12 protein-coding genes are annotated in these 13662 nt (G+C 60.7%); 4 read left to right on the forward strand and 8 right to left on the reverse strand.

What is annotated here, in order from left to right:
• Positions 1 to 47: 47 nt before the first annotated feature.
• Both QZ186_RS02180 and QZ186_RS02185 read right to left on the reverse strand, forming a co-directional pair.
• Entirely contained in the window at positions 48 to 761 is a 714-nt protein-coding gene (locus QZ186_RS02180; protein ID WP_296415566.1) for a hypothetical protein, read from the reverse strand.
• 23 nt (positions 762 to 784) lie between these two features.
• Positions 785 to 1588, reverse strand: a complete 804-nt coding sequence (locus tag QZ186_RS02185) for an SDR family NAD(P)-dependent oxidoreductase (protein ID WP_296415568.1) — start codon at positions 1586 to 1588, stop codon at positions 785 to 787.
• Positions 1589 to 1698: 110 nt separating this feature from the next.
• On the opposite strand from QZ186_RS02185, the gene QZ186_RS02190 reads away from it, so the two are divergent.
• The 4 genes from QZ186_RS02190 to QZ186_RS02205 are packed head-to-tail and all read left to right on the forward strand — an operon-like array spanning position 1699 to position 4611.
• Positions 1699 to 2160: a cupin domain-containing protein gene (locus tag QZ186_RS02190; RefSeq protein WP_247477524.1), complete on the forward strand. Its 462-nt coding sequence runs from the start codon at positions 1699 to 1701 to the stop codon at positions 2158 to 2160.
• Positions 2157 to 3068, forward strand: coding sequence for an SMP-30/gluconolactonase/LRE family protein (locus tag QZ186_RS02195; RefSeq protein WP_296415574.1), 912 nt, complete (start codon positions 2157 to 2159; stop codon positions 3066 to 3068). The genes QZ186_RS02190 and QZ186_RS02195 overlap by 4 nt, the downstream gene beginning before the upstream one ends.
• Positions 3065 to 4042 carry a VOC family protein gene (locus QZ186_RS02200; protein ID WP_296415576.1) on the forward strand — a complete coding sequence of 326 codons (978 nt, stop codon included), beginning with the start codon at positions 3065 to 3067 and terminating at the stop codon, positions 4040 to 4042. The genes QZ186_RS02195 and QZ186_RS02200 overlap by 4 nt, the downstream gene beginning before the upstream one ends.
• Positions 4043 to 4095: 53 nt before the next feature.
• Positions 4096 to 4611: a DoxX family protein gene (locus QZ186_RS02205; protein ID WP_247477509.1), complete on the forward strand. Its 516-nt coding sequence runs from the start codon at positions 4096 to 4098 to the stop codon at positions 4609 to 4611.
• Here the strand turns inward: QZ186_RS02205 and QZ186_RS02210 are convergent.
• From QZ186_RS02210 to QZ186_RS02235, 6 genes are read right to left on the reverse strand one after another with little or no spacing between them, the layout of a single operon-like run.
• Positions 4608 to 6191, reverse strand: a complete 1584-nt coding sequence (locus QZ186_RS02210) for a GMC family oxidoreductase (RefSeq protein WP_296415578.1) — start codon at positions 6189 to 6191, stop codon at positions 4608 to 4610. The two genes, QZ186_RS02205 and QZ186_RS02210, sit on opposite strands and share 4 nt — an antisense overlap.
• A 38-nt stretch (positions 6192 to 6229) precedes the next feature.
• The gene (locus QZ186_RS02215; protein WP_296415679.1) at positions 6230 to 8893 is read right to left on the reverse strand and encodes a glucosidase; all 2664 of its coding nucleotides are present in this window, start codon (positions 8891 to 8893) and stop codon (positions 6230 to 6232) included.
• 38 nt (positions 8894 to 8931) lie between these two features.
• Positions 8932 to 10446, reverse strand: coding sequence for a GMC oxidoreductase (locus QZ186_RS02220; RefSeq protein ID WP_296415580.1), 1515 nt, complete (start codon positions 10444 to 10446; stop codon positions 8932 to 8934).
• A 10-nt stretch (positions 10447 to 10456) separates the two neighbouring features.
• A complete protein-coding gene (locus QZ186_RS02225; protein ID WP_010315904.1) occupies positions 10457 to 11035 on the reverse strand; it encodes a heme-copper oxidase subunit III in 579 nt (192 codons plus the stop codon).
• Complete coding sequence (locus tag QZ186_RS02230; RefSeq protein ID WP_247477504.1) at positions 11032 to 12708, reverse strand: cbb3-type cytochrome c oxidase subunit I; 1677 nt, start codon at positions 12706 to 12708, stop codon at positions 11032 to 11034. The genes QZ186_RS02225 and QZ186_RS02230 overlap by 4 nt, the downstream gene beginning before the upstream one ends.
• Before the next feature lie 11 nt (positions 12709 to 12719).
• Positions 12720 to 13661, reverse strand: coding sequence for a cytochrome c oxidase subunit II (locus QZ186_RS02235; protein ID WP_296415584.1), 942 nt, complete (start codon positions 13659 to 13661; stop codon positions 12720 to 12722).
• Position 13662: the final 1 nt, after the last annotated feature.

A 13662-nucleotide genomic window follows, 5' to 3' on the forward strand; every position in this document is an offset into this window, starting at 1 on the left:
CCACGGCGGTGCTCTCAAACCGAGCACATGATGCCGCCGAAATCGCCTTAGATCACGGCCCGGCGATGCACACGCCCCAAAATCAAACCAATCAAGATGGCGACGTAGAGCTGCCCACTAATCGTGATCAGGTTCGCTAACACCTGAACCGTGACATCACTCGAACGCAGCACCTCCGTTCCCACCGTGGTGAGCAATGAAAACGAGGCCGCCATCAGGGCTGGAGCCACGGCCACGGTGAGGTCTCCCAGGGCCGAGAGCTGAGGAAGGGATGACTGCAGAAAGGCCGCTGGGTGCAGCACCCAAAGAGCTGTCAACAGCACACCACCAGCCAGACCGACACTGAGGTAACCCGAGGCGGCCCCAAGCACAACCGAGAAGGTCACATAGGGCTCCCGCACCAGAGCCTTGACCTTGCGAATCGCCACCACCAAAAGAAACAGAACCCAGACCATGACATGGGGCAGGGTCAGAATTTTTCCCAGGATTGGCCACCAACGCAGGGCCAGATGCCAGGTGATCTCCAGCACCACCGCGAGCGTGCCCAGGCTGTAGGTCAGGCGTTTACGTCCCAGCGGTGAATAGCGCGCCAAAAACACCATCAACTCGATGGCCAGCAGGCACAGCATCAAGGACAGCAACCAGGGCACCCGCTGGGCCACCGGCAACAGCAAGAGCAACAGGAGTTGCGCCCCCAAGGTGATGCGATAACCGCGATGGCGGCGGCGCATCTGCAGCAGTTGCTCGGGGGTGATCTTCATGACCGCACGGTCAAGGCGTGCCCTTAAAGCCCAGGACTGCTCTGCATGATTCCGCCATCGGCAAAGATGCTGGTGGCCGTGATGTAGCTGGCGGCATCGCTCGCCAGGAAAGCCACCACCTTGGCGATCTCATCGGGCTGAGCCATCCGCCCCATCGGGATCGCGGCGTTGAGCTTGGCCAGCAACTCCGGGTTGTTCATCGTCGAGTCGTTGATCGGCGTGGCCACAGCGCCAGGACCCACATTCACGATCGTGACGCCCTTGGAGGCCAGCTCCACGCCAGCGGTTCGGGTCAACATCCGCACACCACCCTTGGCCACGCAATAGGGGGTGTTATTGGGCATCGGCCAGTCCTCATGCACCGAGGAGATATTGATCACCCGGCCGCCACTGCCCTGGGCGATCATCTGCTTGGCTGCGTACTGGGTCGCGAAGAAAACGCCGCGCAGGTTGACATTCAGGACCTTGTCGAAATCCTCTGGCGTGGTGTCCAGAATCGACGTCCTGGTTTCGATACCAGCGTTATTCACCATGACATCGAGGCGGCCATAACGACTCACCGCGGCCTCAACCAAACGCTGCAAATCATCCAACTTGCCCACATCGGCCTGCACCCCAAAGGAGCAGCCCCCCAGCTCGCCAATCTCTTGCTCGAGCTCTTCCGTTGCCTCGGGATGGGAGCGGTAGTCGATCACCACCTTGGCGCCAAGGCGGGCCACCGTTTCAACAATCGACTTACCGATTCCGCTGTTGCCGCCCGTCACGATGATCACCTTTCCCTTGAGGAAATTGGAGAGGGTCTCCATGGCGTAGGGATTCGTCGACATGCCGTTTGATCACTCATCCGCAGGGTATGCATGGCGGCGGTAACAGACCACAGCTGACAACCACCAGGACCAAGGACAAGCTGAGCTGGGGCCCACCGCAACAAGAGACCGTGAACAACAGCGACCAAGGCATTGCTCTTGGCTACTGGCACCTTTGGCGTGATGCCGATGGCATCAGTCGACAGACCTACTGCGAGCTCAGCGGTTTTGAGTTGATCCAACTGGGACCGCGCAATACCCCTCTGTTCAACAGGGTGATTGAGAACGAGTTAATGGCCACGGCCGTGGTCTTACCCGTGGGTTGGAAAGCGAGCTGGCATGAAAACCCAGCACCCAAATTGATCTATGTGCTCAAGGGGCGCTGGGCCATCACGAGCATGGATGGCCAGCGCATTGAAGTGGGGCCTGGCGAGTTCTCCTTCGGCGGCGATCAGAACTGCATCACCGATGCAGAGGGACGCTGCGGTCACCTCTCCGAACAACTGGGGGATGAGCCCTGCATCCAGATGGCCATCCAACCGCGGGATGAGCGCTGGCTGAATCTGCAACCGGGTTGTTTTGCCCAGCCATGAGCCCGCTTGCTCCACACTGCGACTGCCTCGACCCGCGCTTCAAGCAGCTGGTGCTCTTCAACGCGGAGCTCGAGCTGCTTGCGGAGGGATTTCGCTGGCTGGAGGGTCCGCTCTGGTTTGGAGACCACCACTGCCTTCTGTTTAACGACATCCCCAACAACCGCACGCTGCGCTGGAGCGAACGCGATGGGGTCAGTGTCTTTCGGGAACCCTCTGACTTCGCCAACGGACAAGCCCGTGATGCCGCTGGACGCCTGATCCAATGCCACCACAGCAGTCGCTGTCTCACCCGACTGGAACACGACGGACAGGTGACGACCCTGGTGGATGCGGCCGAAGGTAAACGCCTGAATGCACCGAACGATGTCGTGGTGAAGCGGGATGGATCGATCTGGTTTAGCGATCCCCTCTATGGCCTGCTCAATGACTACGAAGGGGGCCGGCAAGCCTCTGAGCAACCCGCTGCGCTCTATCGCCTGGACCCTGAAACAGGCGAGCTTGATGCAGTGATCCGCGACCTCGACGGACCGAATGGTCTGGCCTTCTCACCCGATGAGCAGTGGCTGTATGTCGCTGAGACAGGAGCCCCTGACGCCGATGAACCGCGGCAACACATCATTCGCTATCCAGTCGCAGCCGATGGACGCAGCCTGGGACCGGGTCAGTTCTTTCACAAAGTCAATGTCGGCTGGGCCGACGGATTTCAAATCGATGAGCAGGGGAACCTCTGGTGCAGCGCCGGTGATGGCGTGCATGTGATTGCCGCGGATGGAGCGCTCCTCGGAAAAATTCGTGTTCCCCAACGGGTCTCGAACCTCTGCTTTGGCGATCGCTACGGCAGTCGCCTCTTCATCTGTGCCTCGAACCAGCTCTATTCCCTCTTCACCAACACCCGAGGTGCCCGATGACTCCACAGATCAAAAGCATCGGCTTTAGCTGCTCAGATACCAACCGCCTCTGCGCGTTCTACGAAACGAACCTGGGCTTCAGCCCGGTGGCCGCATTCGACATCGACGCCGGTCCCTACGCGGAGCTCATCGGCCTGCCTGGAAGCCGCTTGCGCCTGCACCAACTCCAACTCGGCCAGGAGCGATTGGAGCTGACTGAGGTGCTGGCACTGGGGCCAGGACTACGTCCTGGGCGTCCGATTCCGAAGGAGTCCAGAAGTTGCGATCTCTGGTTTCAGCACATCTGCATCGTGGTCTCCGACATGGCGAAGGCGGCGGAGCCGATCACGGCCCAGGTGCAGGCCGGTGCGCTTCAGCCCATCTCCACTGGACCGCAAACGTTGCCGCAGTGGAACCAAGGGGCGGCTGGAATTCAGGCCTACAAATTCCACGACCCCGAAGGACACTGCCTTGAGCTGCTGCAGTTCCCAGGGGGCAAAGGCGATGCCCGCTGGCATCCCAGCACGCCTAGGGGCACCTTCCTTGGCATCGACCACAGCGCCATTGCCAACGCCAACACCGAACGCAGCACCGCGTTCTATGGAGAACTCCTCGGCCTGCGCTTTGGCGGTGATGGGGTGAACCATGGCCTGGAGCAGGACCGGCTCGATGGCCTGGAGGGAACGCGGGTCCACATCAGTGCCCACCGCTGCCCCGAGGGAGCGGGGGTGGAATGCCTGAACTACATCGAGCCCACCGGGGGGAGGCCCCTGCCGGTCGATCAATCCGCGGCAGACCTGGCCCACTGGCAGATCCGCCTTGAGGTCGCTGAGCTCGATGCCATCAGCCAACGTCTCGAGTCCTTTGGCGGCTCGCACGTGTCCGACGGAGTGCAGACGCTGAACAGCGAGCAGGCTGCGCTCTTGGGTTTCCAGCGGGGATTGCAGGTGCGCGATCCAGACGGCCACCAGCTGCAGCTCATCAGCGTGGATTAAGCGCGGCCGGTTTCGGTTGTGATGTCTAGTTTTCGGGAAGTCACGGAAGTGCTGTGGACGTCACTCTTGTGAATTTGCTGGTGCCCGATGCACCCGCAGGTCTGGCCCCTTCGCCTATTGCGGAAGCCTCCTTGCTGGTGCTGCGGGTCTTTACGGGGATCTGCTTCATCCGCCATGGCTGGCCGAAGCTGAAAAACCTGCAGACCTGGTCGCAAATGTTGGGCACCCCGGCCTGGCTCTGCTTTCTCTCAGCCGGATCGATGTGGGCCGGCGGCATCGCGCTGGTGGCCGGAATCCTGACCCCGATTGCGGCCTTTGGAATTCTGGTGTCGATGGCCTACGCCATGGTCCTGGAGATGAAGGGTGGACTGCCCTTCGTTGCCGTTGACCCCTATCTGATTCCAGAAGGGGACTACGCCGGCCCCCTGGGGGTGGGCGAGCCCCCCAGCTGGGAGAAAGCGGCGATGTATGTCGTGATGTGTGTTGTCTTGATCGGTTGCGGCGGCGGCTTCTTCTCGCTGGATCACGCCATTACCGAGCAGGTGCTCCAGACCGGCCTCACCCTCTAGGTCTTCAGGCGAGCCGTCAGGTGCTCGCCCACACGAATGGCATTGGCGATGGCGGTGAGGGATGGATTCACCGCCCCAATGCTGGGGAAGAAGCTGGTATCGACGACATACAGGTTGTCGAGCTCATGGGCCTTGCAATTGACATCGAGCACCGAGCTCGCCGGATCCGTGCCAAACCGGCAGGTCCCAGCCTGGTGACCAACGGCCGCGATGCCCATGGCATTTTTGATGTACACCTGACGCTCCACCAGGTGTTTCTTCAAGTAGAGCTTGTCGAGGATTCCCTGAAGGCGACCCCAGAGCCGATCCGCTGAGGTCTGGTTATTGACCTTGTAGTTCAGGTGAATGTGCCCCCCCGCATCGATCGTCACCCGGTTATTTGGATCCGGAAGATCCTCCGTTGACACCCAAAAGTCGAGGGCGTGTTCGGCGATTTTGTCCATGGTCCAGCCCGGAACCAGGAAGGTCTCCAGTGGGGCGTAGCCCTTCATGATCGCGCCGCGGGTCTTACCCGTCATTTGAATATTGCCCATCGGGTAGTCGTAATCGGCATCGCCGAAATACCAGTCATTGATTGAGATGGTCTTCTGGAAGACCGTTGGATTGGGCTCGTGGGACAGGGCAACGGCGGCCTTGCTGTTGTGGAACATGTAGTTCCGGCCCACCTGATCAGAGCCATTGGCCAATCCGCGGGGATGACGGTCGTTGGCCGACATCAACAGCAAGCGGGCGCTATTCGCCGCGCCGCAACTCACCACAACAACATCGGCCTTGTAGCTGAGCTGTTCCCCATCGCGTTCCACCTCAACGGAGGTGACGGCACTCCCCTCTGGATTGGTCACCAGACGCTTCACCTCAGCGCGGGTCAAGAGGGAGACATTGCCGCTTTCCTTGAGCGCCGGTCTGACACCACAGACCTCGGCATCACCTTTGGCATGCACCAGACAGGGGAAGCCATCACAGTTGTTGCAGCGCCTGCAGCGGCTGATCTCCATATTGGCTTCATTCAGCATCACGCCACTGGGGGCGTGAAACGGGTTCAATCCGGCCGAACGCAGATCATCGGCAAGCTGTTGAATCCGCGGTTCATGGGAAATCGGCGGATGGGGATAGGGCGCTGAACTCGGCGGGTCCGTGGGGTCCTCACCGCGAAGTCCATGGACGTGATACATCTCCTCAGCCTTTTGGTAATAAGGCTCGAAATCGCTGTAGCGCAGGGGCCACGCCGGGGAGACGCCGTCGCGGTGTTCCAGCTCCTCAAAGTCCCGCTGCCGCAGACGGAAATGGTGGGCGCCGTACATCTTGGTGGCACCACCGACGAAGTAATGACTTCCTGGCTGGAACGGCTGGCCCTTGCCGTCGTACCAGATGTCTTTGGAGACGTATCGACCCTTCTGAAAAACAGCTTCGGCATCCCAATTCTCCGGTTCCTGGGGCAACCAATCCCCGCGCTCCAGGATCAAGATGCGCAGACCCGTCGGCGCGAGAACCCGCGCCAAGGTGCCGCCACCAGCACCACTGCCAATGATCACCAGATCGAAGTCCTGACGATCGGGCTTCTGCAGTTGTGCCTCGAACACTGGATCAACCAGCCACTACCCGCAAACTAGAAACGGGCTCAATGGCTGTCCGCTGATTGTGATGAAGGGGCGCCTGGCGCTGGATAGCGGCTGAGCTGATTGATCATCTTGCAGACCATCGCCGTCCAACCGGTTTGGTGACTCGCCCCGACCCCCCGGCCGTTGTCGCCGTGGAAATACTCGTTGAACAGCATCAGATCCCGCCAATGGGGATCGTTCTGAAACAGCTCCACATCGCCCAAGAAGGGCCGCTGACCGGAGGCATCACGGCGAAACAAATTGACCAAACGATGCTGCAGTTGCAGCGAGACATCCCAAAGATTCATCCAGCAGCCAGAGCCGGTGGGGAACTCCACCTTGAAGTCATCGCCGTAGTAGTGGCCAAACTTCTGCAGGGACTCAATCAAGAGAAAGTTGATTGGGATCCAAACGGGACCGCGCCAGTTGGAGTTACCACCAAACATCGCCACCGGGCTATCGGCTGGGCTGTAGGCCAAGGTTTGGGTCTCACTCCCCTCGGTGAAGCTGTAGGGCTGGTCTTCGTAGACCTTCGAGAGGGCGCGAATGCCGTAGGGCGAGAGAAACTCTGATTCGTCAAAGAGCCTCTCGCAGATGCGGCGGAGCCGCTGCTCCGGCACCAGGGCAAACAGCAGGCGGTCATGGCGCCATTGCCCGAAGTGATCCAACAACCAATCAGGGCTGGTGCGTTCATGCAAAAACCAGCTCAAGCTCTGGGTGACATCAAGAACAGGCAGCCGTTTGATCGTCTCAACGTCAAAGCTGGCCACAGCCAACAGTGGAATCAGGCCAGAGACCGAGCGGGTCCGCAGGTATTCCGTCGATCCATCCGGTCGTTTGATGACGTCGTAATAGAAGCCGTCCTGCTCATCCCAATTCAGGTAGCCGCGATTGCCGGGCAGGTTCAGCGTCAGGGCCAGCTGAACAAAGTCGTAGACAAACCGCTCCGCGATATCGGCGTACTCGGGTTCCGTGCGCGTCAATTCCACACTGATATTGAGCAGGTTCAGGCTCAAGGAGGCCATCCAGGCGGTCCCGTCGCACTGCTCAATGCGGCTGCCATCGGCCAAGGGGTAACGGCGATCAAACACCGCGATGTTGTCGAGACCGAGGAAGCCCCCCTCAAAGAGGTTGTCTCCCCCCCGGTCATTACGGTTCGCCCACCAGCCGTATTCCAGGATCAACTTCCGCAGGGCCGCATGCAGAAAGCCCAGATCGCCCTCGTCGTTCTGCTTGCGCTCGATCTGAAAAATGCGCATCGCCGCCCAGGCGCCAATCGGCGGGTTGGGATCAGAGAGGGCCCACTCGTAGGCAGGGGTTTGCGCATTCGGCGCCGTGTAGTGGGGCGTCCGCAGAACCATCGCCTGTTGCTTGGCCGTCGCCGGATCGATCACCGCAAAGGCGACCGCATGGAACATCAGGTCCCATTGGCAGAAGTAGGGGTACTCCCAGGCATCGGGCATCGAAATCACGTCGTGGGCATGCAGCCGCTGCCATTCCGCGTTGTCCGTCGCCCAGCGCTGGGGGGGTGGCACCGGGGAGGTCGGATCGCCGTCCAGCCAGCGCAGAACACTCCAGCCGTAGTACTTCTTGCACCAGAGCAACCCCGCCGCGGCGCTGCTGTGGATTAAACGGTCCTCCTTGGAGAGGTTGGGAACACGCTCGGCGAAGAACTCATGCCATTCCCGCTCCCTTTGCACAAACAGGGCATCAGTCTCAGGACCAAAGGCCTCATTCCCGCTGGTCTCGTCCTGGGCCATCAGGCGCAGGTCCACCTGCCATTCCTCGCCAGGTTGCAGGGTGCGCTGCAGGAGGCGAGCAGCCTTGGTCCCGCTCTGCTGGGGGTTGATCGCCCCCTGCTCGGACTCGATCAAATAGCGGTGGAAGCCATCTTTTTGATAGGGCCGCGTATTGGGCTGTTGATAGAGGCGTTCGGTGTTGGTTTCGTTGTCGGTAAAAATCCAACGCCCTTCATTACGGCAGTGGAGTTCGTAGCCGCCCAAGCCACCACCAACCTGGGCCTGCAGGACATCACCCTTGAGACCCATCGGCTGCTCCTGCTCATCCGGGTAGCCCCAGCTCCAGGTATTGCGTAACCAGAGGGTGGGCAGCAGGGTCAACGGAGCCGCCTGATCACCGCGGTTGATCACCCTCAGGCGAATCGCCAGGTCGCGGGGGGAGCGCTTGGCGTACTCGATAAAGACATCGAAATAGCGGCTCTCGTTAAAGATGCCGGTGTCGACCAGTTCGTACTCGGGTTGATCGCGACTGCGCCGGCCGTTCTCAGCAATCAGGTCTTCGTAGGGAAAGCGCTGCTGCGGGTACTTGTAGAGCCCACGCATGAAGCTGTGGGTCGGCGTATTGGCGAGGTGGAAGTAGTAGTCCTTGAGATCCTCGCCGTGGTTCCCCTCGCCGTTGGCCAAGCCAAAGGGGCGTTCCTTGAGGATTGGATCCTGACCATTCCAAAGGGCCAGCGAAAAGCAGAGGCGACATTCCGAATCGCAGATCCCGAGCAGGCCGTCCTCTCCCCAGCGGTAGACCCGTGAACGGGCATGGTCATGGGGAAAGGAGGTCCAGGCGTTGCCATCGGCGGAGTAGTCCTCTCGAACCGTCCCCCATTGCCGCTCCGGCAAGTAACTGCCCCAAAGCGACCAAGGCACCTGGTCCTGGTCCCGTTCCGCCATCCGGCGGAGTTCAGAGGTCGCCTGGCCCGAGCCGCTGGTCACAGCACACCCAACACCTGATCGCCAATCCGCAGGGCGTTGGCGATCACCGTCAGCCCCATGCCCACGGCCGGACAACTGGGGAAGACGCTGGCATCAGCGACATAGAGGTTGGCCAGCTCATGGCTCCGCCCCTGGAGATCCACCACCGAGGTCGCCGGATTGGAGCCCATGCGGCAGGTGCCGCAGACACTACCCATCACCGTCAGAGGAGCCTCACCGCGGGGGTGCGTTGGAGCGGGCTTCACCACATGGCAAAGGGGGTCGTTCTCCACCTTCTTCAAGGTGTCGATCCAGCGATAGACCAAGCGGTCATGGGCCTCGCGGTTGTTCGGGAGGTAGTGAATCTGGAGATGATTCCCCCGCAGGGTCACCCGGTTGTGGGCATCGGGCAGAACCGGGCTCATCGCCCACCAGGTCACCGATCGGGCAGCCAATTGCTCCAGGCCAAAGTTGGGCATCAACTTGGTCACCAGGGAGAGAACCGGTGGGGATTCCGCAAACAGGGCGTCCTGCAGAACACCACCGCCACTGGCAATCGAGCCCAGGGGGAAGCTGACATTGCTGTCGCCCCAGAGGTAATCCGTGATGCCCAGGCTGCGGCCGTAGCGACCGGAATTGGCCGCCGCCGCCAGCTGAATAATCGACGTCAGCTGGGGCTTCATCAGATTGCGGCCCACCTGATCAGAGCCGTTGGCCAGTCCGCGGCTGTGGTGCTCGGTCGCTGAGCGCAGCAGGATCGCAGCACTGTTGATGGCGCCTGCGGCCAGAACCACCAGATCGCCACTGAACAACCAGGCGTGACCGTCGACCTCCGCCTCGACCGCACGCACCTCATTGCCGCTGGGGTTGACGTGCAGGCGGCGCACCTTGACGCGATCACGGATGCTGACATTGCTGGCCTGTTTCGCCAGATCCACGCCGAACAACTCCGCATCACCCGTGGGGTCCTCAGCGGATTCCGACCAACTCAGCGGCAGGGCATAGGGGTGGGTCCCCTGACGCTCCAGCGCTGCCCTGAGCTCAGCCACCCAGGGCTCAAAGGACCTCGGGCGATGGCCATAGGGCCCAGTGCGACCAGGCTCAGTCGGGTCGACACCGGCTTCGCCGTGGACCCGATAGAGCGCTTCGGCACGGTCGTAGTACGGGGCGAAATCCTCGTAGCTCAGCTCCCAATTCGGAGCCGTCCCCTCCTGCAGAGGGAGGCCGCCAAACTCGCGCTCGCGCATGCGCTCGAGAACGCCGCCCCAGATCTTGCTGTTGCCACCCAAGGCATAGATCGTCTGGGGCGAGAAGGGATCCCCATCGGTCCCAAACCACTGCTCACCAGGGTGGTAGCGGTCCTTGCGGAACAAGTCGACGTCCGCGACGTTCTGATCCGCCAGGGGCATCACCCCACCACGCTCCAGCAGCAGGATGCGCTTGCCCGAGGCCGCCAACTGCCCAGCGATCGTGCCGCCAGCAGCACCGCTGCCGATCACGATGACGTCGTAGTGAATGTCGTCAATGATCATGGTTCTTGGGCTACTGCCAGACGTAGATCAGTAAAAAGAGGATGATCCAGATGACATCCACGAAGTGCCAGAACAAGGACGTGGCCTGAACTCCCTGTTCCCCGCCGCTGTAATTGCCGGGGATAAATGACTTCACCAACATCAATCCCATCAACAGGATTCCCGTCGCCACATGGAGGCCGTGGAAACCGGTCAGGAGATAGAACGTGCCACCAAAGGTTCCCGAGGTGAAGCCAAACTTCAGGCCGCCCCATTCCACGGCTTGCCCAAAGAGGAAGTAGGCCCCCATGGCCATGCTCAGCAGCCAGAACCCCCGGAAGAGAGCCATGTTCTCTTTGGCCTTGAAATGCTCAGCCAGGGCGATCGTCCCCGAACTGGACACCAGGACCACGGTGTTCACCAGCGGCATCTTCCACTCCAACCCCTCGACCCCAGGGGGAAGCCAGTCGAGGGCTGAGGTCTTCAGCAGGGCATAGCCGCTGAAAAAGGCCAGAAAGATGACGCTTTCTGAGCACAGAAAAATGATGAAGCCGGTGAGGTTGTGCTTGGGATGCAGCTCCAACTCAGCCTGCGGGGTCGTCGTCGTCATTGCGCCGCCTCCTGCAGCACCAAGGCGCGCTCCAGCTCAGCCTGGTGTTCCACCAGCGGTTCGCCGCTGCCATAGCCGTAGGGACGCGCAATCACCGTGGGGACCTCCTCCCCAAAGTTGTCCTCCGGCGGCGGAGAGGGCAACAACCACTCCAGTCCGATGGCATTCCAGGGGTTATGGGTGGCCTTGGGACCCCGGATCCAGGAGCTCACCATATTGAGCAGGAAGGGAATGATCGAGACCCCCAGCAGAAAGGCCCCCAGGCTGGCGATCACGTTCCAGAAGGTGAATTCAGGGTCGTAGCTCGACACCCGCCGCGGCATCCCCATCAGACCCAAGGGATGCATGGGCAGGAAATTCAGATTGGCCCCCACAAAGGTGAGCAGGCAGTGCAATTTGCCGAGACCTTCGTAGGGCATGCGCCCGGTGAACTTCGGGAACCAGTGGTAGATCGCCGCAAAGATCCCCATCACCGCGGCCCCGTAGATCACGTAATGGAAGTGACCGACGACGAAGTAGGTGTTGGAGACGTGAATATCGATCGGCACCGTGGCCAGCATGATGCCGGTGATGCCAGCAAAGACAAAGTTGAAGAGGCCCCCCAGGCAAAACAGCATCGGGGTCGTCAGGCGTAACTTCCCGCCCCAAAGAGTGCCCAGCCAGGCAAAGACCTTCACCCCCGTTGGCACGGCAATCAACATGGTGGTGACCATGAACAGATTGCGCATCCACTGCGCCACACCACTGGTGAAGAAGTGGTGAACCCAAACAATCAAGCCCAGGCCAACAATGATGAAGGAGGCAAAGGCGACGTAGAGGTAACCAAAGAGTGGCTTCCTGGAATACACCGGAAACAGCTCTGAGAAGACCCCAAAGACCGGCAGGATGATCACATAGACCGCCGGATGGGAATAGAACCAGAAAAAGTGCTGATAGAGCACCGGATCACCACCACCCTCAGCCCGGTAAAAGCTGGTGCCGAAGTTCAGGTCCATCAGCAACATGATCGCCCCGCCCGTGAGCGCGGGCAGGCCAATCAATTGCAAGGACTGGGCCGCAAAGGCGGTCCAACAAAACACAGGCATCCGGGTCAGGGTCATCCCCGGGGCCCGCATGCGCAGGATTGTCGTCACAAAGTTGATCGCACCCATGATCGAGGACACCCCCGATAGGGCCACGGCCGTAATCCAGAGGCCCTCGCCATTGAAGAGGTGTCCCGCCGGGTTCTGAAGACTGACGGGCGGATAACTCCACCAGCCGGCGTAGGCCGGACCACCTGGGACAAAAAAGCTGGCGATCAAAATCGATCCAAAGATCGGAACCAACCAGAAGGCCACCGCATTCAGACGCGGGAAGGCCATGTCGGGCGCACCGATCATGGTTGGAATCAACAGATTATTGAGACCGTTGAGGACCGGAAAGATGAACAGGAACAACATGATTGTTCCGTGCATCGTGTAGATGCCGTTGTAGACCGAGCGATCAACCAGATCAGCGGCAGGTGTAATCAGCTCCCCGCGGATCACCATGGCCAGCAGGCCACCGATCAAGAAGAAAAAGAAGGCCGTAACGATGTACTGGATGCCAATGACCTTGGCGTCCGTGCAAAAGCCGAAGTAGCGCTTCCAGCTGCTCTGCGGTGGCGGTTCAGGGGGAAAGGTGGCGATGGTCATCGGCTCAGGTCTCAGGCGTCATGGGGCTGATTGGGGTCTCCAGGGACATTCACCTGAGGGGGCGGAGCGGGAGGGACGGTCGCCCAGCCCGGGTTGGGCTTGGTCTGACGGATGGCGAACTCATCCACGGCAAGGCTCAGGCCCGGCTGCAGCGGTTGGCGCGCGGCCTGCTCGAGCCACTGCTGATGGGCCTGGGAGTTCTCCACCACCACATCGACCTGATTCGCGGCATGCCAGGTGCCACTGAACTGGGCATCCCGCAGGCGGTAGATCCCCTCGCGCGTTGGCGTGAGATTCAGATCAATCGCCCGGCCAGGAACCACGTCCTGTTTGATGCGGAAGGCGGGGATAAACAAGCTGTGGAGCACGTCCTCGGAGACCAACCGCAAACTCACCGGTTGATCCAGCTCCAGGTGCAGCTCAGTCGAAGAGACGTTGCTGCCGGGATAGCGAAACTCCCAGGACCATTGACGGGCAATCACCTCGACCTGTTCAGCCGGCAAGCGATCGCCGGGATAGCCCCCCACCTCTTCTGTGGAATTGCGCAGATGGATGTGCTCCATCGGACCCAACATCCCCAACTTGTCGCTGGCGCGAATCGTCCAGAAGGCAATCGCCATCACCAACACAAAGGGAATAGCGGTCCAGATGACCTCCAACTTCGTGTTGCCTTCAATTGGGAAGGCGTCGCTGTCGTCGTACTTCTCGGCGCGGTTGAAGAGCACCACCCAGACCATCACCGAGACCACGCCAAAGAAGACGAAGGTGCCGATGGCGGTCTCCAAGCTGAACAGGTCATCCACCAACGGCGCCGCCGTTGAGGCCTGAACAGGAAGCCAATGGTGGGACTGCTGACCCATCCAGACGCTGAGGGCCAGGAGCAGAACAACCCAAACCAACCAGGCCAACAGAGCGGGCCGGGAGAGGCTGGGGCGGGGGGCGCTATTGCTCATC

It is taken from the genome of Vulcanococcus sp. DEBay_Sum29NL08_54 (genome assembly GCF_017859255.1).
In the GTDB taxonomy this organism is placed as follows: domain Bacteria; phylum Cyanobacteriota; class Cyanobacteriia; order PCC-6307; family Cyanobiaceae; genus Vulcanococcus.